At 66.6% G+C, this 26280-nt stretch carries 19 protein-coding genes; 11 read left to right on the forward strand and 8 right to left on the reverse strand.

Going from position 1 to position 26280, the window contains the following annotated elements; all coding sequences use genetic code 11:
- Positions 1-5: 5 nt before the first annotated feature.
- The 8 genes from CAP_RS49640 to CAP_RS00640 all read right to left on the reverse strand — a co-directional run bounded on the left by CAP_RS49640 (position 6) and on the right by CAP_RS00640 (position 12423).
- Positions 6-1130, reverse strand: coding sequence for a hypothetical protein (locus CAP_RS49640; RefSeq protein ID WP_156040366.1), 1125 nt, complete (start codon positions 1128-1130; stop codon positions 6-8).
- 4 nt (positions 1131-1134) lie between these two features.
- The gene (locus tag CAP_RS51800) at positions 1135-7050 is read right to left on the reverse strand and encodes a hypothetical protein (RefSeq protein WP_197040929.1); all 5916 of its coding nucleotides are present in this window, start codon (positions 7048-7050) and stop codon (positions 1135-1137) included.
- A gap of 287 nt (positions 7051-7337) precedes the next feature.
- Complete coding sequence (locus CAP_RS00620) at positions 7338-7790, reverse strand: hypothetical protein (protein ID WP_052373888.1); 453 nt, start codon at positions 7788-7790, stop codon at positions 7338-7340.
- A 100-nt stretch (positions 7791-7890) separates the two neighbouring features.
- Positions 7891-8211 carry a hypothetical protein gene (locus tag CAP_RS00625; protein WP_044234854.1) on the reverse strand — a complete coding sequence of 107 codons (321 nt, stop codon included), beginning with the start codon at positions 8209-8211 and terminating at the stop codon, positions 7891-7893.
- Positions 8212-8245: 34 nt separating this feature from the next.
- Complete coding sequence (locus tag CAP_RS54800; RefSeq protein ID WP_269324126.1) at positions 8246-8368, reverse strand: hypothetical protein; 123 nt, start codon at positions 8366-8368, stop codon at positions 8246-8248.
- Positions 8369-8421: 53 nt separating this feature from the next.
- Positions 8422-9864 (reverse strand): MFS transporter, encoded by a 1443-nt coding sequence (locus CAP_RS00630; RefSeq protein WP_044234857.1) that lies wholly within the window; start codon positions 9862-9864, stop codon positions 8422-8424.
- Entirely contained in the window at positions 9857-10681 is an 825-nt protein-coding gene (locus CAP_RS00635; RefSeq protein WP_044234860.1) for a PEP/pyruvate-binding domain-containing protein, read from the reverse strand. The genes CAP_RS00630 and CAP_RS00635 overlap by 8 nt, the downstream gene beginning before the upstream one ends.
- On the reverse strand, positions 10678-12423 hold the full coding sequence (locus tag CAP_RS00640; protein WP_044234864.1) for a PEP-utilizing enzyme: 1746 nt from the start codon (positions 12421-12423) through the stop codon (positions 10678-10680). Before CAP_RS00640 ends, CAP_RS00635 begins: the two co-directional genes overlap by 4 nt.
- Before the next feature lie 171 nt (positions 12424-12594).
- On the opposite strand from CAP_RS00640, the gene CAP_RS00645 reads away from it, so the two are divergent.
- The 11 genes from CAP_RS00645 (at position 12595) to CAP_RS00695 (ending at position 26261) form a co-directional block, all read left to right on the forward strand.
- Positions 12595-12948: a hypothetical protein gene (locus CAP_RS00645; protein ID WP_044234866.1), complete on the forward strand. Its 354-nt coding sequence runs from the start codon at positions 12595-12597 to the stop codon at positions 12946-12948.
- Between the two features lie 453 nt (positions 12949-13401).
- Positions 13402-15327, forward strand: coding sequence for a DUF2169 family type VI secretion system accessory protein (locus CAP_RS43385; RefSeq protein WP_081864416.1), 1926 nt, complete (start codon positions 13402-13404; stop codon positions 15325-15327).
- Between the two features lie 56 nt (positions 15328-15383).
- Positions 15384-16085: a DUF6402 family protein gene (locus CAP_RS00655; protein WP_156040367.1), complete on the forward strand. Its 702-nt coding sequence runs from the start codon at positions 15384-15386 to the stop codon at positions 16083-16085.
- A complete protein-coding gene (locus CAP_RS00660; protein ID WP_044234874.1) occupies positions 16078-16419 on the forward strand; it encodes a hypothetical protein in 342 nt (113 codons plus the stop codon). Before CAP_RS00655 ends, CAP_RS00660 begins: the two co-directional genes overlap by 8 nt.
- A gap of 144 nt (positions 16420-16563) precedes the next feature.
- The gene (locus CAP_RS00665) at positions 16564-18807 is read left to right on the forward strand and encodes a type VI secretion system Vgr family protein (protein WP_052373890.1); all 2244 of its coding nucleotides are present in this window, start codon (positions 16564-16566) and stop codon (positions 18805-18807) included.
- Complete coding sequence (locus CAP_RS43390) at positions 18807-19814, forward strand: DUF2169 family type VI secretion system accessory protein (RefSeq protein ID WP_052373891.1); 1008 nt, start codon at positions 18807-18809, stop codon at positions 19812-19814. Before CAP_RS00665 ends, CAP_RS43390 begins: the two co-directional genes overlap by 1 nt.
- Positions 19815-19817: 3 nt before the next feature.
- Positions 19818-20609, forward strand: coding sequence for a hypothetical protein (locus tag CAP_RS00675; protein WP_044234877.1), 792 nt, complete (start codon positions 19818-19820; stop codon positions 20607-20609).
- Positions 20584-21768, forward strand: coding sequence for a DUF2169 family type VI secretion system accessory protein (locus tag CAP_RS00680; protein WP_081864417.1), 1185 nt, complete (start codon positions 20584-20586; stop codon positions 21766-21768). Before CAP_RS00675 ends, CAP_RS00680 begins: the two co-directional genes overlap by 26 nt.
- The gene (locus CAP_RS00685) at positions 21765-22214 is read left to right on the forward strand and encodes a hypothetical protein (protein WP_052373892.1); all 450 of its coding nucleotides are present in this window, start codon (positions 21765-21767) and stop codon (positions 22212-22214) included. Before CAP_RS00680 ends, CAP_RS00685 begins: the two co-directional genes overlap by 4 nt.
- A 276-nt stretch (positions 22215-22490) precedes the next feature.
- Entirely contained in the window at positions 22491-23204 is a 714-nt protein-coding gene (locus CAP_RS00690) for a hypothetical protein (RefSeq protein ID WP_156040368.1), read from the forward strand.
- A 246-nt stretch (positions 23205-23450) separates the two neighbouring features.
- Positions 23451-26261, forward strand: a complete 2811-nt coding sequence (locus tag CAP_RS00695; protein WP_044234887.1) for an ATP-binding protein — start codon at positions 23451-23453, stop codon at positions 26259-26261.
- Positions 26262-26280: the final 19 nt, after the last annotated feature.

Below are 26280 nucleotides of genomic sequence, written 5' to 3' on the forward strand. Positions count from 1 at the left end.
GCCGCTCAAGCAAACCGACCGGCGAGTTCCGGCGATGCTAGAAGTTCGTAAGGCACTGACTCAAGGTGTGCCAATCTATGGCGGATATCGGTGAGCGTTCCAAGAAGCCTCCGTGTGGGCTCGTCGATGTTGCGCTTGCGGACTTGATAGAGCAGATGACCCAGCTCGAAGTCGCGGATGTCGGTGATGGTTCCGAAGGGGGTTTCATGAGGTACCCGCAGAAAGCTGCGGAAGCGGGCGATGAGTTCGACGCGCTGCTCTTCGACGAACGGGAACAAAGTGCCTACTTGGCCGCGCCAGAGCCGACGCTCGATCTCGTCCCGTCCGTCTTTCTCAAGAATGACGCGCGCCGAGTGCAGAATGGACTTGCCATCGAGTACGTCCTCGTCCCCGAGTGACCATGAAGGAGACTTCTCAGCCCCCCACGGGCGCCAGCCTCGCCCGCGCGCGAACTCTTGCAGGATGTGGGCTGGTGCCAGGACCGATGGAAGATCGGCCCTGGCAAGGTGAATGGCGAGTTCTGAGTCGGTCCCCGCGAGTTCGACGCCTACAGCATTCCAGAGCTTTGCATGCATGCGCGTAACCGACCGAGCTGCGAGGAGATGCGAGAAGAAGAGGGTCATATCGAGGCGCGTCACAACCCCGCGCCATACGTGGACAGCACAGACGACGTCCTCCGCAGGCAGGTCGCCGATCTGCGCGCCCAGTACGGGCAAGCAGAAGACCGCGCGCTCGCGCTGCGGTCGCGCTCGACATAGGTGGCTGTATTCTTGAAGGAAGTCCCGCCACGAGCCCCAGCTTCCGGGGTCAATGCCGTCCACCCACACGATCATGTGACGAAACTGCTCGTGTTCGGACAGCTCCTTGACCGTACAGGGGCGGACGCCAGAAATGCACTGGCGAGCCACGATCTCTGCGGGTGTGGGCGCGTCGCTTGTGTCCTCCGAGGCATCGATGGGGTGCCAGGCGTGCAGTTCGCGGCGATTCACGAGTTCCGCAATGGCGTAACGAATACGCGCTGGGCCGTGCTCGGGAACGATGATGAAGACGTTTCGGCCGTCCCTAAAGCTCTGTGCGACGCGCTCAAGGAACAGCGAAGGTCCCGGTAGCTGCCAAAACAGTCCGCTCATGTCTTCATGCTGGACACTGCGCAAGCAGCCGGCTGAGCAGGCGATCAAGGCGCCATTGCTGTGTGCCTACCAGCATGGCATAACCAAGCAGCTCGGCCCAAGCCATAGCCTGCGCCACGCGTTCCCGATCCACATCCGGGGTGAGGTCACAGAGATCGTCCAAGCTGAGCACGTCATCCATGTCGGAGAGTACCTTCAGAACAGCCAGCGGCACAGGCGGCAATTCAAAGTGGTCAAGCCAGCTCCTCGTAGAGACGAGTTCCTGCTCGAACTCCTGCAGGTGACGCTCCCACTGGTGTCTGCCTTTGTCGCAGCGCCTCGCAACCTCGTGCAGCAACATACCCCAGTTCCCAGTCACCCGCGTGAACAGTTCGGCGCCATTGCCTCCACTCGGGCCTAGTTCTACGTCAATCAACCAGCGTCGAACGGCAGTGTCGTGCCAGGGAGCCAGGCTCACCTCCTTGATGCCAGCACTTTCCAGCTTCTCGCGCTTGCCGGCGTCTCGCTGCACCCACAGCCAGGCCTTCAATGGGTCGGCCAGGAAGGCGATCCTAACGATCTTCTTCGGCGACTTAAGCTGAGCTACCTTTGAGGCGGCTTCGGCCACCCAGTCGACGGTCCAAGGGCACGCGTCGGGAACTACGAAGACAGAGATCCTCTCACCGCGGCGCTCAAAACGATCGTCGAGGATGGCGCGAAACTCCTGGGCGCTCTTTACGCCAGCCCACTCATCCTCAATCTCTATATTCTGCGCTGACGATGCTGCCCTGAGGGATGCAATGGTATCGACGAGGCCCGCGGGCTCGCTACCGAAAAGCAATGAAATGCCATTTGTTGGAGTGAAGAACTGTGACTCTTGGAGCGCCGTGAGGGGACTGCGTCCGGAGATCTGTAGGTGCGGTACGGCGCGCCGGAACGTGGATGCCTCGTACTCCGGAGGCGGCTGGTGCTGAGCTGCGTCTAGGATTGCCTGCTCAATCTCTTTTTTAGTTCCGAGCAGGTTGACCACGTTCGGACTACGAAGCGCATAGTTGGCGATGTTGACCTTGCGGAGAAGACCGAGGCCGATCATCTCATCGAGGATCGTGCGAAAACCCTCAAGCGTGGTCGTGCCCTTGAATCCGGATTCCCACCAATCGAGTGCCTGCTCGCGTATCCATTGTACCGGGAAGCCATTAACCAAACCAGCGCGCCGTGTAGCGCTCTCGTGGGCGATGACGAGGGCAATAATGCGATAGCGAGGGTCGAGGTCGAGAGTCCAGCGGAATCGATCGACAATGGCCTTACGAAGTTCTTGGCTCTGGTACGCCTCCTCGATATGCTGCGAGGTAATCGTGTACGGCGGGCAGCTATGGATGCTGAACGAGGGGCGATTCGGATGAGTGAGGTGCTCGAGCAGGTGCTTGCAGAATAGCTGGATCAGGCTGGGATACCAGTTCGCGTGCGCGAGGATCCGGGTCGGTAGGTCCTCCGACTCAAAGCGGTAGCCCAGTTGCGAGAATGGCATGGTGACAAGCCGCCTTGCCTCCTGCCATTCACTGTTCTCGAGCAGCGGGCCGATACAGATGGGAGTGCCGAGGTGCGCGAGAGGGGAGTTCACGTCGCGCGAGGTGCGCTGCACGTTATGCAACCCGGCGAAAACTACCTTGAATCGCCTGCCTGTCTTATCCATGATTCCTTTGAGGCGCCAAAGATTTGAGAAAACCTCGCGATTGGGGCCCTCTGGGGTCTCGGCGTCAGATTTCAGGAATGCATCGGACTCATCGAGGAGCAGCACCACGCGCCGGCTTGCATCCCTATCCAGCCACTCAGCCACTTTGGTGCCGAGGGTGTCGGGGCTGTAATCTGACCTCGTCAGCACCTTCTCTTGAGAGAGGATGGTTGCGATGACCACCCACAGATCCCGGATCGGACGATTCATCCCGATGCCTTCGGCCTTGAGGTCGATCCACTTCACGATGATGCCTTTTGCAGGCGCGCTGTGCCGTCGCTCGACGTCCCGCAGAAGAGCGGTCTTGCCGAGCTGCCTGCCTCCATAAACAAGGTTGGTCCCTGTCGGCTCGAAAACTGATTGCTTCTCGCGGCTGCGACCGAAGAACATCTCCTGCGGCACGAGGCCGGCCGTTGTCGTGTAAGGATCAATGACCGTGAACGGGAAGGTGCAAGAAAAGAAGGCGTGCAGGCGCTGACTCTCCTCCATGGCCAGGAAAAAGATCAGGTTCTCGTCGATTAGAATGAAGGTGCGCCGGCGCTGACGGGAGAGCAACGCCAGGCTCCTACGCCGCACATCGCTCATCCTCCCGAAATAGAGGAGGATGATCTGCCGGTCGTGATGGTGCGCCGAGCCTACAAGCTCGACTACCTCTTCCTCAGAGGGGCGCTTCCAGGCGCAGAGCAGACGATAGCGCCCGGCGGCTAGGGACCCGTACTGCGGTATTACACAGGTCTGCTGCTCTCGGATTTGCTCGGTCTGCATGTTGTAAGAGCGCACGCGATCTGAGGCCTGACCATCGCTGGGAGTGAGACGGACGTTGCGAAACCCGAGCGCCTGGAGCACATCCACCAGCACCTGCTGGAGCCGCCCCCCGGCATCGGACCCCTCGAAGCCGAACGCTTCCATCCAGGCGAGGAGCATCTTCTTGCTCTCCTCCGCTTGCTCGTCGGAGACGCCACTCATGTCCAGCGGCCCCTGACTTTCGCGCCGCCCAACGGCGCGAATCAGCTCACGCTTACTTTGCCCCTGGCGATCCAGCAAATTCTGGACGGCCTGCACTCCTTCGGGGAAGAACCGAGCAAAGACGTCACGCACCTGCTCGATTGGACGGATGGGCTCTCCGCGCTCCAGCATGGCGATGTACTCATTGGCTGCGAGCAGATCGCCCTTCTCTAGGGCGCGCTCGACCGCGTCCAGGTCGACAGAGAATGGGTGGCTCCTGAGCCGCGCACGAACCTCGTCGATTCGCTCTCGGCGCCGCACGTCGACCTTTTGACGCACCTCCTCAAGGCGCCCCTCCGCAGACGCGAAATTACGAACCTCGCTGTTGTTTGAGTTCTCGATGATGCTCCGGAACTCGAGGACCTCGGACTCCGGGAAGAGATCCTCCGCGATCGCACGCTCGATGAGCGTGGTAGTGGTCCCGATCGAGAGCTTCAGTTTTGCGCAGCGCTCCCCAATGTCCTTCTGCTGGGCGCGGCGGAGTTCGCCCACATCCATCCCGGCGACTGGACGGCGCGCAAGGCGCTCAAGGATACGGTCCGTCGCCTCGTGGTTGCCCCGCGCGGATTGTTCGTCGAACGCTTTACACCAGTCGACCGGGCCGCGCTCCAGGTGCTGAAGGAGCGCGTTCAATAGCTCCGGCGACGCATAATCTGTGCTGGGGATACTCCACTCATGATCGAGCGAGAGTGTCGTGATCGTGAGTAGCTCGTCACATAGCGCTTGGCGCGGGAGGGGGCTCATGGAAGGAGCCTCTGTGGTTGGATCGAATAGGCGCTTCAAATCTCGTAGTGTGTCCAAGGCAACCTGACCCGCAATGGAGAGCGAGGCGGCAGTGGGCCCTGCCAGCAAGGTTTCCATTACCTTTTCGGCCTCCCCGATGTGGCTTCGGACTGCGAGTCGGCACTCGTTCGCCCGCACGTAGGTAGGATCGGAGCCGGGGTGCGGATCGCGCGCGAGGAGGTTGAGCCAGTCCCTCAGCAGCGACATCGCCTCTTTCACTCGTTCTTGCAGCTTGACCCGTGCCCGTGCCTCAATGGGCTTAGTCCTGGCGTCGGGCCGGATCTCGCGGTCCACCTTATTGACCATGTGATCCACGTGCTGCGGAGATGACCAGGACTCCACGGCGCGTCTAACTTCGCCGGCTCGGTCGCGTCGGTCCTCACCGATAATGTCGAAGAGGGCGGCCAAGTTGCCCCCAGGCTCGAACCAGCTCCGCCAAACGTGCGTAGCTGGTACGTAGACGAGCTGGGCGAGCCTGCTGCGCTCCCGCCAGAGCTGGCATTTTTCCCGGTGACTCTGCACCTGGCTCTCCCACGCCGCGTGTTCGCGCACGCCCTTCAGAATGCTGGGCGTGAGCTCCAGATTTAGGTGCGAGAACGCCAGGATTGCATTCAAGAGCGAACTCAGGCCCGCCAGTTGCCCCTGTAGGTCGAGCTGCTCTAGGAGAGCTGCGGCCCCAGTGCTTGGAGCGAAGAGCGCCGGCCGGAGGGAGAGCGAAAAAAGCACAAGGTCCCCAGCCAGGCGCGTTGTGCCCGACACGTTGCTGAGACGGATTGCATAGTCGTGGAGGTCGCGAATACACTCGCCGACGTCGTCCACGAGTTCGCCGAAAGATGAATTAATGAGGGGACCCAGTGCGAGAGCGCGGAGGGCGCTCGGCGGGATGGCCTCCAGCGAGCCCTCCTGCCTAGCTTCGAGGCAGCGCGCTAGATGGTACGCAATACCGACACGACCCAATCGAAGCAGCTCCCGGACCAGGCGCACCAGTACCTGCCTCGGGTGCTCGCGCAGATCCCCGCGTGCAAGTCTGGCGAGTTCAACAGGCTCCTGAGGTAGGGCTTCAAGGGAAACTACCTGCGGCGCCGGGAACGTGGCGAGTGGCGCCACGTCAGGAGCCAATGTAGTGAGTTGCGCTTCGGCCTCGACCAGCGCAGCGTGGCGCGTGTCGACAACTGGCGCGGGAGTCGGAGATATCAGCTCCACCGGATGAACATATTGCGATTCATGCGCTTCCACGGCTGCCGTCATCACTTGGGCAGTAGCCGTGGGCAAAGCCGAGTCTGTGCGAGCAGAAGGTGTGATGCAGGCTACTCCGGTGTTTGGTGATGCCACCTGCACGACGTCACTGTCGGTGGAAGTTCCATCCGCAGGGCCTACGCGGCAAGCCGCAGGTGGCGGAGGGCTTAGAAAGCCGTCTAGCAGCTGCTCAAGCGGAACCGGCCTCTGCAGAATGCTCGGTGGGGGTGGCGGGCTTGTGGTGGTCCGCAGCGCGGAGCGGGGCTCGTTGCCGGCCTCCAAAGCATCCTTGCGGATTCCGGGTTCGATACCACCAAGCAGCGCGGTGGTGCTCGCCCGTTTTAGCTTCCGCCGAGATGCCGTCATCGGCAGGTCTTTTCGTTCTGTTGACGGTGGTTTTGGGTCGTTGTGCTCGAGACGCTGACTCCGAAGATCCGTGTCTGTATCTGTTGGCGCAGCAGCCGGTGGTAGCGGTGTGGCCATGATTCTGGGTGCCTCGGTGTTGGAGGACGCCATCTCTGGACCTTGCCCATGCTGGCTCATCGAGAGGACCTGGTCGTTGGATCCTGGCCCGATGACGAGTCTCCGCCGGATCGCAGCCCGCGCCAGCGCCCTGCTCCAGAAATCCGTTACGCGATCTTCCAAGTCATCGAGTTCATCGTCTGACAGCTCTTCAATCCGCTCCACAATTCGGAGAACTGCAACAAATGGTGGGAGTTCACTGCGAATCATATCAAGCGTTGCGTCATCCGTGGAGTGCTCCAGTGCCCAGGTGATACGTTCTTGGAGCTGCCGGGCTCTATCCTGACACTCACGCAGGGGAGCAAATGTGGGCGACTCACGATGGTTCAGTGCCACGATGGTGGAGACAAGCTTCTGCGCTTCTCGAAGAGGCTTCTCGAGACTCTGGCGACGTGCCTGAACCCCTTTGCGGACTAGCTCACGTAGGTCATGTGCATTGTGCACAACATCGGTCGTGAACCCGGGAACATTATTATTAAGCTCACGAGCGAGTTGCTCGGCGAGGGTTTTAAATCGCTTGAGCACCTCAAGCATCGCATCGATCATGTCCTCGCTTGGGGGACACAGATCTTGCTCCATTTGATTTGTCAATCCCCGCATGCGGCCCGCAAGGAGTCGCAGATCTTCCTCAAATCGATCAATTTCGTTCAGCCAGTTCGTCATGCTGGTAACCTGCGCAGAGCGCCAGCCTAGCAGCTCTGCGGGCTCTCAGGACCCTAAAAGGCAGCTCTAGCTCGGAGCTTAAGGGTCCAGCGGGGTGATTCCGAGAAGCTAGGCGGAGAAGCGGGTGACTCGGCCGTGCGCAGGACCGGCAAGTCGCAATGGCAGGTCACGCCGTTGCCATTGCAGGCGAGATGCGGTCACATGCTATCCCAGCAGGGCGCCCTGGTGCGCTTGACGAGCCACCGAGAGGCATGTCTGTAATCTACGACGAAGCTGGCGTGAACTGCTCAGCGTTCGCGGATGATGTCGTCTTCAGTGGGCATCATCAGCAGGAAGATGGGCCGGAAGGGCTCGCTGTTCGTGGCTTGCCAGTCCTTGAACGCCTGCTCGGCCTCACCCAAGTGGGCGAGCACGCCCTGGCGCGTGAAGCGCTTCGAAGGGTCGTCGTCGGCATCGTGCCTCGCCTGCTGAAGCGTGCCGAATGCCTTGGCGACGTCTTGCAAGGCCTGCGAGGGAGGCGTAGTGCTGGCAGGCGAGGGCAGCGCCCTGCGGAGCTTGCTCTTGGCATGCACGCCGGTGCCGGCGAACTGCGCGCAGACCGCAGCCATGCGGGTGTGGGTGTACCACCGGACTGCGGTCTCGCCGATCTGGCGATGGGCAGGTCTGGGGCCGAAACCGAGGCAGGCCTCGACAGCGCTCTGGTTCAAGAGGTGGAAGAGCGCGTAGTAAGCGGTGGACACCGCACGGCGCAGGCTCGCTTGCCGAGGGCGATGCGCATCCAGCTTCGCCAGGTCCCGGGCGACATCGAGCAGATCCTCGGGCTCTTGGGCTTGATCAGGGTCAGCTTCCTATTTCGTCCAGCTCGCCGCCCTCCTCCGAATGAAGGCGGAACTCGACGTAAGGCCAGCTCGCGACACCGTTGTCGTTGAAACCCTTCCAGATCACATCGTTGATTGGCTTGAGCTGGGACCAGGGATAGGGGTCGCCCGAGGGCTGGTCCTCCACAATGACGACGATGAAGGCTGCATCGCGGCCATTGACGTCGGTGCCGAGCTTGACCTGGAGATCCCGGACGCGCGGTGTCGCGGTGAGGGGGCCAAGGGTCCGCAGGATGTGTGCGAGTGCAGCGTTCACGTCATCCTGGCCGCTCATGGCTTGCATCGGGTCCGTTCCAGTCAGGAGTCTTGTGCATGTTCTAGCACGTGGAGCCATCCACGACGATGCGCGTCGGGGAGAGCTTCGCGGGCTCGACGTGGTGGATGCCGCGGTGAGGTAGAGGGGGTGCGCCGGTGCCCGGGCCGCTGGTCTCGACCTTCATGACCGTCCTCGTGCGACCTCTACCCGGGGCGCTCCGTGGCGCGCTGCCGGCGCTCAGTGGCGCGCTGCCGCTGCGGTGACCACCCGCTTCGGCAGGAGCAGGGCGCAGAGCGCGGCGATGACGAGCGCCCCGCAGAAGAGGGTGATGGCCGTCGCGTGCTCGCGGAGCACCACCGCGCGCGTGGTCGACTCGGTGAGCACGATCCCCAGCAGGCTGACGCCGGTCACTCCCCCGATGTAGCGCATCGTCGAGGTCACGCCCGCGGCCATCCCGCTCCGGTCGCGGGGCACGTCGCTCATGGCAGCGGACTGCGCAGGCGCCGAGGCCAGCCCGAGGCCCGCGCCGAGCAGGATCAGCGCGGGGATGGCGTCCGTCAGCGCGTCGAAATGCAGCGTCCCGAGCAGCACCATGCCCGACAGGTTGAGCACGCACCCGGCGAGCGCCATCGCCCGCTCCCCGAAGCGCTCCGCCGCCCTGCCGCCGAGCGCCGTCGCCACCAGCATCGACCCCATCATCGCCACCAGGGTGTTGCCCACGTCCTGCTGCCCCACCGAGAACAGCCTCCCGGCCACCTGGGGCAGCTCGAACATCACCGCGTACATCCCCAGGTTCTGCAGCGCGATGATCACGCCTCCGCCCACGAACGCCGGACGGCGGAACAGGGAGAAGTCGATGACCGGATCGGCGACGCGGCGCTCCCAGAGCGCGAACGGCACGAGCCCCAGCGCGCCGAGCGCCGCCGCCCAGCGCAGCCCGGGGTTCTCCAGGCCCAGCACCAGCCCGAGGAGGGACACCCCGAGCAGCACCGAGCCCACCACGTCGAAGGGCTTGCGCGGCGCGGGCGCCGCTGCTGCGCCCTCCGCGGGCGCCGGTCCTGCGCCTCCCGTGGGCGCCGGCGCCGTGGCCATCGTCCTTTCGTTCTCTCTCGCCCGTTGCCTGTCCGTCGCGCGCCGCAGGATCGCCGAGAGCAGGAGCACCGGCACGTTGGCGAGGAAGATGGACCTCCACCCGAAGTGTCCCACCAGGAGCGCGCCGACCTTCGGCCCGACCGCCGCGCACAGGCCCATCAGCGCCCCGAACGCGCCGAACGCCCGGGCACGGCTCTCCGGCGGCAGCTCCGTGCGGAGGAGCGCCATCACGCTCGGCGCGATCACCGCGCCGCCCGCGGCCATCAGCATGCGCGCCACCACCAGCACCGGCAACACCGGCACGAGGTACGCGGCCGCCGCGCCCACGGCGAAGAGGATCTGCCCGAGCGCCAGCGTTCGCCGGTGCCCCACCCGGTCCGCGAGCTTCCCGCCGGGGCTCTGCAGCACGATGTTGGTGAGCAGGTAGCTCGTCACCAGCCCCTGCCGCAGCGTCGCGGACTCGGCGGGCAGCGTCCGCGCCATCTCCGGCAGCGCCACGGCGATCATCGTGGAGTTGAGCGGCGCCACCGCCACCGACAGCGAGAGCGCCGCGAGGAACCCGAGGGGGAGCCGCGCTCCCTCAGCCACGGGTGATGGCCCGCCTCTGAAGCAGGTAAAGGCTGTCGCGCGGCTCCTCGGGATCGTGGACGAAGGCCCACTCGAGGTCCTGCGTCCCGCCGAACGCCGCCTCGCACGACCCTGCGAGCCCCTCCAGCGCTGCGAGCCTGGCCTCGTCGAGGCACGGCGCGCTGACCAGGTGCGCGTCCACCTCCACCTCCCGGGTCCCTCCCGCCTCGTCCCAGAGGATCGCCAGGTCCTTCTCGCCGAGCCTCCGCTCCAGGACGCCGCCGCCGCGCGCCAGCCGGTAGTGGTCCGGCGTCACGAGCCCGGCCACCACCGCCTCGCCGAGGCCCCACGTCGCCTCGATCACGCGCTCGTCGGCGCCCGTGGTCGGGTGCCGCGTGAACAGCACCCCGGCGCACGTCGCGGGCACCAGGCGCTGCACCACGATCCCCATGCGGGGCTCCGCGGGGAGCCCCAGCTTGCGCCTGTAGGCGAGCGCCGCCTCGGTCCGCGCCGAGGCGTGCACCGTCGCGACGGCGGCCAGCAAGGCCTCACGGCTCCGCACGTTCAGCGCTGTCGCGTGCTGCCCCGCGAAGCTCGCCTCCAGCGCATCCTCGCCGATGCCCGACGACCGCACCGCGACGGGCCCCCCGAGCTGCGCGAAGGCTTCGACCACCTGCGCGATCGCGCCCGCGTCGCCAGCGACCACCGCCTCGACGAACGCAGACGACAGCGCCCACGCGGGAGGCACTGGCAACCCCAGCCGCCGCGCGCGCCCGAGCTGGACCGCCTTGCCGCCGAAGTCCTCCTCGCGCTCAGCCTGCTCCACCCGCGCGATCACGGCTGCACCTGGGATCTCTCGGAGAGCAAACTCACCTCGCCCGTCGTGCCGTCCACCCGCACGAGCGCTCCGTCCGGGATCACCGCTGTCGCCTCCTTCGTCCCCACGATGCCCGGGATCCCGTACTCACGCGCCACGATCGCGGCGTGGGAGAGCTGTCCTCCGCGGTCGGTGACGAGCGCTCCGAGCAGCGGCAGGACCACGTTGAAGTACGCCGACGTCGACCGGGTCACCAGCACGTCACCCCGCTGGATCCGGTCGAAGTCCGCGGCGTCGAGCACCACCCGGGCGGTCCCCTCGTAGACCCCCGTGTTGATCGCCAGCCCGGAGACCACCCGCGCGGGCTCGGTCTCCGCGCGCTCGGCGACCTCGGGCTCCGTCAGCATCTCCGTCTGGATCACCGACATCGCCCTCGCCCCGCGCCGCAAGGGCGCCGGCAGGACATCGATCGGCGGTGTCGGTCCCGGCGGCGCGTTCAGCCAGCGCGGCGCGTCCTCGATGCGCGTCGTGGTGCGCCAGGTCCAGCGCCTCTGGATCTCCTCGATGGAGGGCGCGGATCGCCCCCGCAGAAGCCCCTGGACCTCCGGTAGCTTCAGCTCCGCGGCCTGTTCGGCGTTCTCCAGCTTGCCCGCGGCGACGAGGCGTCGCCCCGCTTCGAGCAGCGCTCTGCGCGCCAGTCCGGTCCCCATGCTGTCCGCGAAGAGGCCGCGCTCGTCGCGCAGCCGGTTCACCAGGCGCGCCTCTTCCAGCAGCGCGTCGAACTGCCCGCGCAGGCCGAAAGGCACCCGCGCGCGGAGCGCCTCCCGCTTCTCTGCGAGCCCCTCGAGCCTCGTCTCCCGCGTGTCGCCGTCGACGACGGCCCGGATCGCGCCGACCAGCATCTCCGGCAGCTCGCCGAACATCCTGTCCGTCACGTCGTACCCGAGGGAGCGGAAGCGCACCACGTCCAGGTAGGCGCGCGTCGCGTCCCCGATCGGTCCTGCCATCGCCTGGAGCGCATCGAGCACCGCCCGGGCATCGCCGCGCTTCACCAGCGCTGCGCGTCCCTCTCCGCTCTCACGCAGCGCCGCCGCGAGGACCCCCAGCTCCGCGGCGGCCACCCCCTTCGCGATCGGCGTCGAGCCCCGCAAGATCTCCATCACCTCGCCCGAGCTCGCCCCGGTCCACTCCTGCACGCTGGCCACGTACTCCCCGACCGGCAGGATGCAGGCCATGTTGTACCGGTGGTGGATGACGACCATCTCCGCCAGGTGCGCCTCCGCGCGCGCCAGGTGCGCGCACAGCCCCTCTGTGTCGAGCGCCTCGATGTCCTCCGCGATCAGCGCCCTGTGCAGCGCCATGCAGCGCGGCCTGTCGATCTGATCCCACCGCTCGAGGTCGGCGCGCCACAGGCGGCTGTCGAAGGCCTGCGCGCATCGCGCCGCGTCTTCGCGCAACGCCGGGTGCAGCCGCGTCACGAGCCACATCAGCGATCTCGGAGGCGTCCCGCCCAGCCACGCCGGCCAGCTCGGGGTCACCCGCTGCACGTACGTGAAGCGGTTCACCACGGCCATCCGCATGGGCATCTTCAGCCCGTAGCGCTCCGCCCCCTCGTCCATCCCCCTCTGCAGCGCGCGGAACGTGACCGGCTCGACGAAGGTGCTCATCGGCCGCGCGAGGTGGCTCGTCTCGAGCTCCCAGGACCCCGGCCCAGGAGCACGAAACTCCACCCCGGCAAACATCGCACCGCTGCTGGTCTTCATGGTTGCTCTCCTCCTCGTCACCCTGGGTGCTGCCGGTCGCCCGCATGTACGGGCCCGTTCGTGCACGGCGCGCCGGGCGTCACGGCAACTGGTTGGTGCACGTTCTGTAACAGGAATGTCATGGAAACGTTTCAAAGAAGCAACTCGCCGTTGCCTTTGGCGAGGCGTGTCATGGCTGGTCTGGGCGATGGCCCCGGCTTCGGGCTTCACGCGGGCAACGCGCTGGTCGTCCTGGTGGGTGGTGACCAGTGTTGCTCCTGCAGCGTGGGCAACGGTGGCGCTTCCGGTGGCACCACCGGCCACCTCGCGCAGGAGGGCGTGCAGGTGCTGCTGACGAGCCAGTCACCCGTGGTGCTGGACGAGATGGACCCGGAGGAGGTGCTCCACGCGCGGAGGGAGAAGGGAGAGGCCGTCTACGAGTGCATGGCCGACTTCGAGAGGGTGAGCCGGAAGGAGGGCGGGATGAAGCCGGGGGCGATGTGGCTGGCGGGGTACTTGGGGGAGGGGCTGGAGGAGGGGAGTTGAGGTGCAGAACTTCTCAACCTGAGCGCATGCAGGAGCACAGGAAGCGCGCTCTCAATGCTCACGGCCTCCCTCAATTCAGTTCAGCGTCGGCGAGTTTGCTAGCGGTGTCTGGGCTCATCCTTTGGGGCCCGGCCGTGCTTGCCGGTATCGTTGAATCGCTGGCGCCCGAGCGTCTTGTCGCCGTTTCGGATCGCGCCATGCCGGCTGGACCAGGCGGCCGAAGATGGGGTGGGTATGGGTAGACGTCGGTCGGGGGACGGTCGGCGGAGTAGAGAGGGGCGGCACGGCGTCCGTGCCGGAGGCCCGGAGGGATGGAGGGCGGAACCTCAGCAACAAGCAGCGCTTCCACGCGCCGATCGCTCTTCGTCCACCAGGATCCGCTCCTCGAGCCTGCTCTTCGTCTCTTAGCGTCCACCAGGTCGCGCCGAGCGTGATGTATCGTCGAGAGTGATCATGGATCTTGTCTCTGCCTGCCCCCTCAGTGTCGGCTCGATCCTCTGGCAGCCTAGGCCTGCCGCGTGGATGCTCACGGTGGTCTGCAAGGCGACGTATGTCCTGCTTCCGGTCAACTCCGTCTTCGCTCCTGAGCAGGACCCCCTCAACGAGGCCGACGAGCACTGGAACGGCGATGAGCAACGCAGCCTGAGGGCGGCGAGCGATCTGGCGCCGATCAAGCGTCGCACAGACGTCGTCCTGGTAGGCCACGCCTATGCGCCTCGGGGGCAGCCTGTGTCGTCGCTGGTCGCGAGGCTTATCGTGGGCGAGGTGGATAAGACCATCGAGGTCCATACTGATCGCGCGTGGGCACAGGACGGGCAGATCATCGAGGGACCACTGTTCACCAGGATGCCGCTGGTTTACGAGCGGGCGGGGGGCGGGCCCGGGACCTCGAACCCGGCAGGAATGCGCGCCGACGCGCACGTGGACGTGTACGGTAGGGTGGCGATACCGAACCTGCAGCCGCCAGGGATCCACGTGGCACAGCGGGGGGTCGTGATCCCTCCGATCGGGTTTGGTCCGATCGCGTATCAATGGTCCGATCGACTGGCGAAGCTGTACCGGCACTCAGCGAGCTGGGATGACCGGACGTGGACGGAGCGGCCGTTACCGGAGGACATCGACGCGGCGTTCTTCAATGTGGCGCCTCTGGATCAGCAGGTCGGCGAGCTCCGGGGCGACGAGCGGCTCATCTTGGAGCACCTGCACCCAGATCATGCGCGACTCGTGACGAACCTGCCCGGGATCTCTCCTCGGGCGGTGGTGGAGCGCCCCGACGGCGCGCCGCAGGAGCTGCGGCTGCGGTGCGATACCCTGTCGATCGATACGGACCGGGGGATCTGCAGCCTGGTGTGGCGCGGACAAGCGGTGCTGGCGTGGCAAACGGAGCCGGGCCGAGTGGTCATCACCGCGGAAGGAGCAGGAGTTCATGAGGCTTTCGCGACGCCACCGGGAGTGATGAGCGCAGGGGTTGGCCCCTCTTACGGGAACGTGCCGGTGAGCGCACCGTTGCTGGCGGATGAGGAGGAAGAGGCGCTGCTCAACACCCTGCCGGGGAAGTTGGTGGCGTCTGGGTCAGTGCTGCCCTTCACGGCGGAGCCGCTGGGATGGACGGCCGATGCGGCGCCGACAACGAAGGCGGGCGCGCCGCGCAGCGGGGGTGACGGGACGAGCACCCTCGACGCAGAGCTCCTGCCGTCGACGACGGTGCTGCCGTTCAGAGCACCGGATCGAGCCGAAGCTCCTCCCCCGATCGTGGCGTCGTGGCCGCAACCGCACCTCTCCTACGAGGCCCCGGCGGAGCTGAAGCACGCGTGGGGGCCCGAGCGCGAGGTGGTCTCGTCGGAGGAGGTTCCGCCTCCACCAATGATTGGACCGCTGGCGAGGGCTGACATGGAGCAGCCTGCGACGCCGCAGGCGCAGGCGCCGGCGACTCCCGATAGCGTTCCCGAGGAGGCGCAGGTCGAGGTCTCCATCGAGCGCTACGCGAGGATCTGCGCCGAGATCGCCGAGGGGCGAGCCTCCCGCGCCGAGGTGGTGCGCCGGCACGAGCTGACCGAGCACGCCTTCAGCGCAAACGAGCAGCGCTGGACGAAGGCGCTCGATGAAGAGAGGGCGAAGGGATCGAGCCGGCTGCGGACGGCGAGCGACTGCGCGTACCTCGAGGCGGTCGAGGGGTTCCGCGGGCCCATCACCCTGCCGGAATACGTGCGGATCGTGATCGGCCTCGAGCGGGGTTCGGCGAAGCAGGTCCTCGACGATCTCGGGATCCAGCAGCCGGCGCTGATGCGGATCGTCCGCGTCTGGACCAAGAAGGTCGCGACCAACCAGAAGCTTGGCGAGGAGATGCGGGCGCTGGCCGCGGACATCCGCAGCTCGTGATGGCCTGGATGCCGTATCGCAAAGCGGCGTCCAGCGTCGTGGGGGGACGGTGAGAGATGACCCTGAGATTGACCAGCATACCGAAGATCATGCGCCATCAGGGCTGGCATAACGGTGCGCAGCTGCTCGACAAGTGGTTCTCGCGTCCGAGCGCGATCGCGCCTGCCTATGGAACACCCGACACGACCACCATCAAGATGGATGGGTTCGTGCTGACCTACCCGCGAGCGCGCGCCGTTTACGACGCCTTGGTCCGCGATTGCATCTGGGCCAACCCCGCCGCGCAGGCCGAGGTACGCCGGCTTCTCGGCCGGCTCGGCCGACTCGGCGGCCCGCGGGCCTGGTTCGGTGACATCAACCGGTCGCCAATGATCCTCGATGGGGAGTACATCAATCACCGCACGGTGGGCTTTGGCCTGAGCAACCTCGACGACCTGAGCGCTGCGCTCGGCAACTTCGCCTACCGCGTGGCCATCGCAGGAGAGGCGGAGGGCCTGTCGACGGGTGGCACCCGCGTGTACGTGCATCAGGTCGGCATCTACGTGCGTGACTCCTTCGACTTCAACGACTCGCAGTTCCTGGGGTACTGGGACGACTCGGACAGCTCGGTGAGCACGATGAATTTCCTATCGGGGGACCGGGTCGAAAACGCCAGCTTCCAGGCGTACCGGCGAGGCACCGGGATGGGTGGTGATTTCTTGGTCTATTCTGACACGAAGAAGCTCATGCGGTCTCCGCCCGAGGTCTTCGATGTCTGAGGTCAGGGCTCGCTGGCGACGCTGGCTCCTTGCCTGTCTCCTCCTGCTTGTCGTGCTGGCGGCGGTGGTGGCGTTCTCCCGGCCGAGAGAAGAACTGCACGCAACCTTCACGAGTCCTGACGGCAAGTACCGCGTGGAGGTGTATCGGCGGCCGGTATGGCTGGGGGTGTTTCCGGGCCAGGCGAGTGATGCGCCCGGGAGGGCCGTGCTGATGGACAGCTCGGGCCGGGTGCTGGGAGACGTGGACGTCGACATGGTCCAGCTCGTCGACGGTGTCGAATGGGAGGAACGCTCGGCGTCCATCCGCACCGTCGTGCACTGGCAGCTACCTTGATGCACACCCGGTGGGAAAGAACGGGCGCGGTGCGCGCGGGAACCCCCGCTTGTGCTCGTGCCTCGACCTGGGTAGCCTCCTCAGGGTTGGGGGTGCTTCGAAGCGCTCCAGCTGTCTTCGCGCAGTGACGGGGTGGAGGCGACGATGTCAATCGCGAACTTGGCCGTGTCGGTCGCTTCGAGCGACGCATTTTCGGTCCGGCAATTCACCGTCCAGGAGGCGCTGTCGTCGCCCTTCCTGGTGTCGCTGGTGGTGGTCAGCGAAAACGCCGGCGTGGACTTCGACGCCGTGGTGGGTCAACCGGCCCGGTTCTCGATCCAGGGCGAGCGCCACGCGCGCTCGTGGTCAGGGCTGTGTAATCGCTTCGAGCAGATCGGGTTCGAGCAAGAGGGGATGTCAATCTACCACCTGAACGTGGTCCCGAGGATCTGGTTGGCGACGCAGCGCCGCAACTACCGGATGTTCCAGCAGGCATCGGAGCCCGAGATCGTGCTGCAGTTGCTCGACGAATGGGGCATCGTGCCGGATGAGAAGCTCACCGGCATCTACAAGAAGCGAAAATACCGCGTGCAGTATGGTGAGAGCGACTTCGCATTCATGAGCAGGATGCTGGAGGACGCGGGAATCACCTACTATTTCGAGCCGCGCGGCGAGGAGACGCGGCTCGTGCTCTCCGACGCGCCGCAGACGAACGAGCCGCGGGCGCAAAAGATCCAGTACCGGGACGGCCACATGGCGGCCTCGTGGGATTATGTGACTGCCGTGCGTATCGGCCGGGAGGTGCGCCCGGGCCGCTATACGATGCGCGATCACGACTACCGACAGCCGCCAGACTACAAGCTCCTGGCCGACGCGGTAGGCGGCGACGTGATCGAGCAGCAGCTCGAACAAGTTCATTACGCGCCGGGCGCGTTCCTCTTCGGGACAGACAAGGGTGAGTCTACGCCGCACGCTGACGATCGCGGCAAGACCCGCACGGACGAGAGGGAGGCGAAATCCCTGGCGCAGCGGCGCCTCGATGCAAAGCGAGGGAACGCACGGACCTGCACGTTCGAGACCAACGCGCTCGATCTCGCGCCGGGGATGGTGATGAGCATGCTGGACCACCCGCGCGCCGAGCTGGGCGAGAGCGAGGGCCTGCTGGTGATCGGGTCGACGCTGAGCGGGACGTCACAATCCTTTACCCACGCCTGTGAGGTGCGGAGCGCTTCGCTCGCCTATCGTCCGAGGCTGCATACACCGAAGCCCAAGGTGTCCGGCGTCGAGAGCGCGACAGTGGTCGGGCCGAAGGGGGAGGAGATCCACACCGATGAATTCGGCCGCGTGCGCGTGCATTTCCACTGGGATCGCGAGAGCTCGATGAACGAGAAGAGCTCATGCTGGATTCACGTGAGCCAGGGGTGGGGGGGCGCGGGTTTCGGGACGACGCAGCTGCCTCGGGTCGGGCAGGAGGTGCTGGTCGACTTCATCAGCGGCGATCCAGATCGGCCGATCGTCGTGGGGCGCGTCTACACGAATACCATGAAGACGCCGTACAAACTTCCGGATCACAAGACGCAGTCGGGATGGAAGAGCAGCTCGACCGGCAAATCGGGCGGCTACAACGAGATCATGTTCGAGGATCTGGGTGGACAGGAGCTCGTCCGGATCCAGGCCGAGCGGGACCTGACCAAGCTCGTGAAGCGCAACGAGTCCGTGTCGATTGGCGGTAATCGCTCGACGTCTGTGGGCCACGACGACAGCCTCTCGGTGGGCAACGATCGGAGCCGCATGGTCGGAAACAACGAGAGCGTGACCGTGGGCTCGAACCAGTCGATCACCGTCGGCGCGGACCAGACGCTCACCGTGGGCGGTAAGCAGACCGAGACCATCACGGACGACCGGACGCTCGTGCTCACCGGAAATCTCACAGAGACGATCATCGGCAACGCGACGCTCACCCAGGTGGGCGACCAATCCGTGACGCTCTCGGGCAACCAGTCGGAGACGGTCTCAGGCGACATCTCGCTGGTGCAGCTCGGGAGCCAGACGGAGGTGCAAGCCGGGAGCCGGACGCTGCTCCATCTGGGCAGCGAGACGGAGCTGCGGCTCGGGAACGAGCTGCACGCGCAGCTCGGCAACGAGACACAGATCCGGGTCGGGACGTCGACGCATTTTCACGTCGGGTCGCAGACAGAGACCGTGACGACGGTGAAGACGATAGACACGCCGGTCTTGAACATCGACGCCAGCACGATGGCGGTGGTGAAAGCCGCGCTGATCGAGCTCATCTCCACCGGTATGGTCACGCTCGAGGGGACCACCGTGAGCATCGGCGCTGGTGCCGCCAACGTGATCGCCAGCGGCGAGACGACCATCAAGGGGAGCATCATCAAGCTGAACTGCTGATGGACGGCGAGAACCTCACGCCCTACCCCGCGATGCTGCTCACGACGGTCATCGACGAGGAACGCCTGAGCGCATCGATGATCGCTCGGGTCACGTTCGACCTGACCGACGGGGAGCTCACGCCATCCCCCGACCAGCCCTGGATCGTGTCGGTGGAGCCGTGGGAGTCTCCACTGGGCCCGTTCGATCCTGACCAGCCCTATCGGACCGGCGGGGTCGATCTCCTGGTCCGAGGCAACGCCTGCGCGCCCGGGGGTGAGCCCGCCAGAGAGGTGCATCTCTCCGTCGAGGTCGGGGGCTTCCGTGCTTCGGCCGTGGCCATCGGTCCACGTGTGTGGCGCAAGGCGCTCTCTGGCGCGCTGGTGCCGACGGATCCTGCGCCGTTCACCGCGCTCCCCATCGGCCTGGAGGCGTCGTTCGGCGGCATGGCGGAGATGGACGGGCAAAAGGCTCCTCATCCCCTGAATCCCGTCGGCAAGGGCTTCTACACCGATGAGGCTTCAGCGCTGCACCAGCCCCTCCCGGAACTCGAGGACCCGGCGGCCAGGATCACGACGTGGGACGATCGGCCCGAGCCCGTAGGATTTGGTCTCTGCCAGTATCCCCATCCGCTACGCCTGCGGGAATCCATGCTCCTCGACGGGCGCCCGGTGACGGAGGAGAGCGCGCTGCGCGGTCCGGGCGAGCCACGCGTGAACATCCAGCCGTCCCATCGCATGTTCAACCGCGCGTTCCCCAGGCTCATCGCCCCGAGCGTCGCGGCGGGCGATCTCGCGACGCTCACCGGCTTCTCGGCCGAAGGGCCGATCTCGTTTCGCATCCCGGCGACGCAACTGCGCGTGCGTCTCGAACTCGGAGAGAAGATCGTGGAGCGGACCCCGACGATCGAAGCGGTGGGCGTGGACGTGCCCGCGCGCAAGGTCTTCCTCGGGTACCGCTACCCATTCCGTTATGTCTTCGTCCCTCACCAGCGCAGGGTTTGCACCCTGTTCATCGTGGAGGCATAGCCCATGGCATTCCACCTGCTGCTCTTGAAATGGCACCCCATGCTCGGGCTCGATCTCCACCCTGAGCTCCCCCCTGTACCGCCACTGCTCTTCCTTCCGCATGTGGTAGGCGAGTTTCTCAAAGGCGTCGGCGGTGCGAGTATGACGGGCGATGATGTCCTCGCGAACAACTGGAACATCATCCTCCGCGACTCGGACATCGGCTCCCACATCCTCCACGTGCCAATACCTATCAGCAGCTGCTTGCTGGCTCCCCTCTGGCAACGCGTCAGCAGCTCGAAGAGCTACTTCGGGCCAAGCAGCGTCGTCGCCGGAGGTAAGCCGATCGCTGCCGCGCTCGAATCCTGGAAGAACTGGCAGCTGAACTGCAACGACCCGCTCTCGTTGCCGACTGGAGTAGCCTTCTCTTGGTCGACCGTCGTATGCGGACTCACGCTGGGCGACGTCTTCGGGGGTTTCGTGGCAATGTCTCTCGACATGGCAATGAGCTACTTCCTGGGTAAAATCGGCGGGAAGTTCGGAAAGTGGTATGCCGAAAAGCACCTTGCTGAGGGGACAGCCAAGTGGTTCGTCGAGGCGGTCGAGCAGACAGCCAGCGCAGTCTTTCTGCAGCTCATCGACTCGCCTCCTGAGCCCCTGATCGCTCCTGGACCCACGTTGGAGGACCCTTTCACCCCAGACGACTTGCCCGGGATGATCGGCCACGGGGCCGGCGACATGGTTGACTGTTTCAACCGTAGTCTCGCCAACTTTGTCGGTAGCTTCGCCGATGACGATGCCGTGGAGCAGCATTGACTTGAAGGCGACGGGCTTCACCGCGTGTGTCGCGCAGTTGTCGACGACCGACGAGCGAGGGGCGCCGCTGCTCTCGGTGCTCGTCAAACGCACCTATGTGCTCGACGGGGATGCGTGCGTGATCGCGCCCGAGCAGGTGCCGCTGCTGCCCCTGCGCGTCGACCCCGAGGAGCCCGAGGCGGTGCTCGACGAAGCCGACATCTGGCCGATGAAGCGGCTCACCGACATCGTCGTGCGGGGGCACGCCTACCCGCAGGCGCCGCGGGGTGAAGGCTCTGCCGCGGTCGGGATCGGCGAACTCACGAAAGAGATTGCCGTCATCGGCGACCGGCGCGCGAGCCTCCACAGGGGCCGCGTGGTCTTCAGCGAGCCCGCGCCCGTCCACAAAGTGCCCCTGCGCTACAGCCACGCCTACGGCGGCGTCGACCGCGTCGCGGAGGCGAAGTACGGCAACCCGCACGAGGCCCTGAAGCCCTACCTCTCCCCCATGCTCAAGGGGTGGAGGTACAGCCCCTACCGCTACCCGCGCAATGGCGTCGGCAAAGGCTTCTTGATCGAGGCGACCGCCGAGGCGCTCGCGGCCATCACCCTGCCGAACCTCGAAGACCCTGCGGACCGCCTGACGCCCTCGCGCCTCGCCGCCGGATCGCCGCTGGCGTGGCCGAGGATGCCGCTCCCGTGGTGTACGGACTGGGCGAGCATGGCCTCTTTCCCGCGCTACGCTTATATCGGTGGCTCCCCCGAGCACGAGCCACTCCCCGACGACTTCCCCGAGGTGCACCGCGGCTTCCTGGTTCGAGGATACCCGCGGCGCGGCGGGCCCCCGGAGGAGATGTTCAGCGACCGGGTGTTCAACGCAGGCTCGCTCGGCCTCCAGATTGGCCCAATCACGCCCGTGGCCGTGGGAGGCATCGTCTTCCGGCTGAGCCACCTTCATCCTCGGCGACCGCAGATCACATTTCGGCTGCCGTCCAATGCTCCCGTGATCAAGGCCGATGGGCGCAACGGGAAGCTCTTGCATACCGATCCGGTGCTTCACCACGTGGTGATCGAGCCGGATCTCGATCGGGTGAGCGTGGTGTGGCGCGGCGCGGCGCCCGCGCTTCGCCGCTACACGCTCGAGGAGCTCGTCGACATGCCGCTGGAGGTGAACTGGTGAGGACGAACGAAGGCAATGACGAGCAAGGGCGGGAGATGGTCCTTCGATCGGGCTATGCGGTTGACGTGGTCGATGGCGGCGGCCACGAGGTGCTTCGGCTGCGCGCCCCGGACGGGCGGATCTGCCTGAAGATCTCGCTATCGCCCTCAGGGCCCGAGGTCGAGCTGTCCAGCGTCGGGCTCTCGATTGTCTCCGACGGCGACGTGCGCGTCGCGTGCGACCGCTTCGAGGTGGCGGCGAAGAGCGGCCTCACGCTCGCCACCGGCGGATCCCTTCACGCCCGGGCAGAGGGAGACCTTGAGACGGAGGCCTTCGCCCAGCGGCACCGCGCGCGGAGCGGGGACGTCGCGCTGGTGGCGAACGATGACGTGACGCTCGACGGCGAGCGGATCCGACTAAACACCCCGCGGCCGCTCGAGCCGAAAGGGAAGCTGCCGCCGAGGTGACCCGGGAACCTGACTTTCACATACGCGGAGGCATGGCGGTCATGGATCCTCAAGCATCCTGACCTGGGGGCGTTGAAGCAAGTCCGCGCCGATTCGAGGCGACGGGGGGATGGGGAGGGGGTTCTGGATTGGCGTCATGGTCGTAAGCGTCGTCCTCATTGCGGGGCTTGCCGGCCTCTCCGCGGCGCTGCCGAAGCAGGCGATGCAGGCGGTGTCGTGCTCCCTGCGCTTTGCCTCATGCCTCCCGGCCCATGCGATGCTGCGATGCTGCAGCCCATGCCTCGCACGCCTCAGCGCTCTCCTCCCCAGGTGCTCACGCTGGAGGAGATCGGGGCTGAGGGCTTGCCCTTGCGTGTCCTGCGCGTCCCGGGGCAGGGGCTCATTGCGTCGCCTGCGCCGATGGTCTCGACCTTCTTCATGGTCTTCGTGCTGACGGCGGGGAGGGGGCGAGGCCGTCACCTGGAGCAGGTCGAGCTGCTTGCCGAGGACATCCACACCGTCCCCCCGAGTGTGGAGCACCAGCCCCTCGATGTCCGCGCGCTGGAGGGATGGATCGTGGGCTTCGATCCGACGCTGCTGGGCGCTTCGGAGCGGCTGCCACGAGGACCACGACGGCGGGGGGATGCGAAGGAGGTGCCGGTGCGCAGCCTCTTTTTGCGGGGACTGCTCCGGCTGCGGCCCGGGGAAGCGCGGCGACAGCGCATCGAGCGCGTGGTGGCCGAGATGGAGGGCGAGCTGCGAGAGGCGCGCTGGGGCGCGGAGAGTGCGGCGCTCGCCTTGTTCACGCTCCTGGCCACGGAACTCGTGCGCGAGATGCAGGAGCACGCGCCGAATCGCTGCGCCGTAGGTCCCTGCCTCGACGGCTCGGTGGGAACAGGGAGCCTTCCGGCTGGTGATCGTCGACGAGGGCCAGGTTGGGGGTGGGCCCATGACCCTGGCGATGGGTGGACCCATGAGGGTGGCGAAAAACGCCAGATCCTGGACCCATGAGGCTGGCGATGGGCAGCGAGCCCACCAGCCACTCTCCGTACGTATGCCCGCTTGCCCCGCGCCTGAGGCTCCGCCGGCCTCGCGCATGACGGCCTCGCGTACGGGCTCCTTGATCTCACCACGCATCCCGGCGCACCTTGGGATGAAAGGTTTCGCCGCGCTCGTCTCGAAGACGACCCGACACACGCACCGAGCCTCCGGTTCACGCACGGGGGGACGCAGGACTCGAGCCGTACTCGCCGCTGTATGGGACACAGCAAAGCTTTCGACGGACCCGACGCGATGGCCGCGCCGAGCTCCAGGGAGACGTGGAGAGGGCCGCCGAGCGCCACGGCGAGCTGGCGCGTCGAGCGATCGAGCTTCGTGGGGCGGGCGGATTCCATCCAGCAGCTTCAGGAGTACCTCGAGGATGGCGCGCGCCTGCTGACCATCCTCGGGGCACCAGGGCTCGGCAAGACGCGCCTTCTCCGGCGCCTCGGCGGCATGCTCGCCGACGAGGGGGCCAGCGTGTGCTTCTGCGATCTCACCGCGGCCACGACCCTGAGCGGCCTGCTCGGGGTCGTGGCCCGCGAGCTCGGCGTGCCGCTGACGAGCGGCGCGACGGACGACGATGAGAGCATCCAGCTCGGGCGCGCACTCGCGGCGCGAGGGCCGAGCGTCCTCTTGCTCGACAACTTCGAGCAGGTCGTCGCGCACGCCGAGGCCACCGTGGGGCGCTGGCTTCCGATGGCGCCGCTCGCCATCCTGGTCGTGACCTCCCGCGAGACGCTCAAGCTCGATGAGGAGGTGTGCTTCGAGCTGCAGCCGCTGGCGCTGGCGGAGGGGGTGAGGCTCTTCGAGGATCGCGCGCGCCTCGTGCGCCCCGACCTGGTGCTCGCGGGCGAGGAGCGACAAGCCGTCGTCCGGATCGTCGAGAAGCTCGAGGGGATCCCGCTGGCGATCGAACTCGCGGCCGCGAGGGTGGTCATCCTGCTCCCGTCCGAGATCGACGCGCGGCTCGGATCTCCCCTCGGGCTCCTGCGGATGCGCCGGCGGGGCGCACCGGAGCGCCACCTGGCCCTGGAGCGGGCGATCGATGGCTCCTTCGATCTGCTCACGCCCTGGGAGAAGGCAGCCTTCGCTCAGGCCTCCATCTTCCGCGGCGGCTTTTCGCTCGAAGCCGCAGAGGCGGTGCTCGATCTGACACCGTACCCCGGTGCGCCCCCGGTGCTCGATGTGCTCGAGGCCCTCTGTCAGAAGTCCCTCGTCCGCCGGTATCTCCCGCCCGGCAAGTCGAGCCGCACGCGCTTCGGGCTGTTCGAGAGCTTGCGGGTCTATGCGGACGGGAAGCTCGAGGAGGGGAGCCGCCGGGAGGCCGAGGCGCGGCATGGCCGTCACTTCGTCGAGGCGGCGGAGACCTGGGCCCAGATGGCGTCCGGCTCCGCGTACACGGTCGGGCTGGAGCGGCTGAGCCTGGAGTCGAGCAACATCCTCCAGATCGTGCACCGTCACGCGGAGGAGCCCGCGCTGACGTTTCGCGCCGCGCTGGCCCTCGACGCGCTGCTCGCGCGCGTGGGGCCGCTCCAGACGCGCCTCTCCGTGCTCGAACAGGTCTCCGCGGGCGAGCAGACCGCGACGCCCGCGCAGGTGCTCCGGTATCTGCGGATACGCGCCGAGGCCGAGTGGATGAGCTACCGCTTCCCGGAGGCGCGCCTGGATCTGGAGCGGGCCCTGGCGCTCGCGCAGCAAGAGGGCGACCCGCGCGCCGAGACGGCCACCCTCGTCGCGCTCGGCGACCTGTCCGTGTACCAGACCGATGCCCAGACGCTCGGGGTGCACTACCGGCAGGCGGACGCAGTGGCGCGCCGCCATGGAGATCGCGCGGCCCAGGCCGAAGTGCTGAGCGGGCCCGACGACGAGGAGCTCGACGCCGTCGAGGTCCAGGCGCTCGTGGAGGAGCTGAAAGACGCCCGCTCCCGGGCCATCGCCTTGAGGAGCTTGACCATCCGGAGGATGGTCAGGGGAAGGCTCGAACGGTCGCTCGAAGCGGCCGAGATGGCGCGCGTCGCCGCCCGGAGCACGGGCGACCCCATGCTCGAGGCGACGATGGCCTCGCTTGCGCTCATGCTGGACCTGTTCCTGGGCCGCACGCAGGATGCACGCGAGCTCGCGGAGGCGTCCGACCGGCTCCGCGCGATGGGCGGCGGCTTCTCGCATGAGGTTGCGCTCTTCCACCTGGCCGGGTTCTTCCATGGCCGGGGCGAACTCGAGAAGGTGCGCGAGATCCTCGACGAGCTGGTCAGCGTGTTCGCCTCGCGCGACTACCCTTCCGCCAGGTGGATGCTCGCCGCCTATCGCGGCGCCCTCGATGCCGAGGAGGGGCGCCTCGAGCTCGCCGAGGCCCGCTTCGCCGAGGCGTGCTCGGACGCCAAGGCGGAGATGCACCCGACCGCCTACGTCAAGATCCACCTGCTGGAGGGTTTTCTGGACCTCGCGCGCGCACACCGCTGCGCGGCCGACGGGCGACACGAGGAGGCGCGGGCGCACCGGGTCGCCGCTTGCCGTCGCCTCGCCTCTCTGGGTGAGCTGCTCGTGGGGGTGACACGCCTGGGCGCGCTGACCGTCGCGCCCGCCCTGGAGCGCGCCATCGCCGCCTACGATGCCGGCGTCTTCGCGTCGTGCCCGTCGACGCCCCAGGGCGGGCGCGGGTCGGAGAGGGCGCCGTCCACGCCGGAGCCGGACCTCGAACTCGACGCGAACGGCCGCTGGTTCCGCCTCCGCAAGGGCAAGAGGGTGAGCTTGCACCGGCGCCACGTGATGAGCGGCATCCTCGCGCGGCTCGCCGAGCGCCACGCGACCGCCCCCGGGCAGCCCTCGACGGTGGCCGAGCTCGTGGAGGCGGGCTGGCCGGGGGAGCGCATCTTGCCGAGCGCCGCCGCGAACCGCTTGCACAACGCGGTGGCCGTGCTCCGTGGTCTCGGGCTGCGCGGGGCGCTCTGCACCCGCGACGGGGGTTACCTGCTGGACCCCGACATCGTCGTCCACCGGCACCACGATCCGCCGCCCGCCAAGGGGTAGCAGCGTCAAGCGGCAGGGA

The organism is Chondromyces apiculatus DSM 436 (assembly GCF_000601485.1).
Taxonomy (GTDB): domain Bacteria; phylum Myxococcota_A; class Polyangia; order Polyangiales; family Polyangiaceae; genus Chondromyces; species Chondromyces apiculatus.

Coding starts and splice junctions, on each gene's coding strand:
- CAP_RS00640 (WP_044234864.1), bottom strand. CDS start 12,423: ATGAAGACCAGCAGCGGTGCGATGTTTGCCGGGGTGGAGTTTCGTGCT.
- CAP_RS00665 (WP_052373890.1), top strand. CDS start 16,564: ATGTCAATCGCGAACTTGGCCGTGTCGGTCGCTTCGAGCGACGCATTT.
- CAP_RS51800 (WP_197040929.1), bottom strand. CDS start 7,050: ATGACGAACTGGCTGAACGAAATTGATCGATTTGAGGAAGATCTGCGA.
- CAP_RS00695 (WP_044234887.1), top strand. CDS start 23,451: ATGGGACACAGCAAAGCTTTCGACGGACCCGACGCGATGGCCGCGCCG.
- CAP_RS00675 (WP_044234877.1), top strand. CDS start 19,818: ATGGCATTCCACCTGCTGCTCTTGAAATGGCACCCCATGCTCGGGCTC.
- CAP_RS00625 (WP_044234854.1), bottom strand. CDS start 8,211: ATGCAAGCCATGAGCGGCCAGGATGACGTGAACGCTGCACTCGCACAC.
- CAP_RS54800 (WP_269324126.1), bottom strand. CDS start 8,368: ATGAAGGTCGAGACCAGCGGCCCGGGCACCGGCGCACCCCCTCTACCT.
- CAP_RS00680 (WP_081864417.1), top strand. CDS start 20,584: ATGACGATGCCGTGGAGCAGCATTGACTTGAAGGCGACGGGCTTCACC.
- CAP_RS00645 (WP_044234866.1), top strand. CDS start 12,595: ATGGCTGGTCTGGGCGATGGCCCCGGCTTCGGGCTTCACGCGGGCAAC.
- CAP_RS00655 (WP_156040367.1), top strand. CDS start 15,384: ATGACCCTGAGATTGACCAGCATACCGAAGATCATGCGCCATCAGGGC.
- CAP_RS00660 (WP_044234874.1), top strand. CDS start 16,078: ATGTCTGAGGTCAGGGCTCGCTGGCGACGCTGGCTCCTTGCCTGTCTC.
- CAP_RS49640 (WP_156040366.1), bottom strand. CDS start 1,130: ATGAGCGGACTGTTTTGGCAGCTACCGGGACCTTCGCTGTTCCTTGAG.
- CAP_RS43385 (WP_081864416.1), top strand. CDS start 13,402: ATGGATCTTGTCTCTGCCTGCCCCCTCAGTGTCGGCTCGATCCTCTGG.
- CAP_RS43390 (WP_052373891.1), top strand. CDS start 18,807: ATGGACGGCGAGAACCTCACGCCCTACCCCGCGATGCTGCTCACGACG.
- CAP_RS00690 (WP_156040368.1), top strand. CDS start 22,491: ATGCCTCGCACGCCTCAGCGCTCTCCTCCCCAGGTGCTCACGCTGGAG.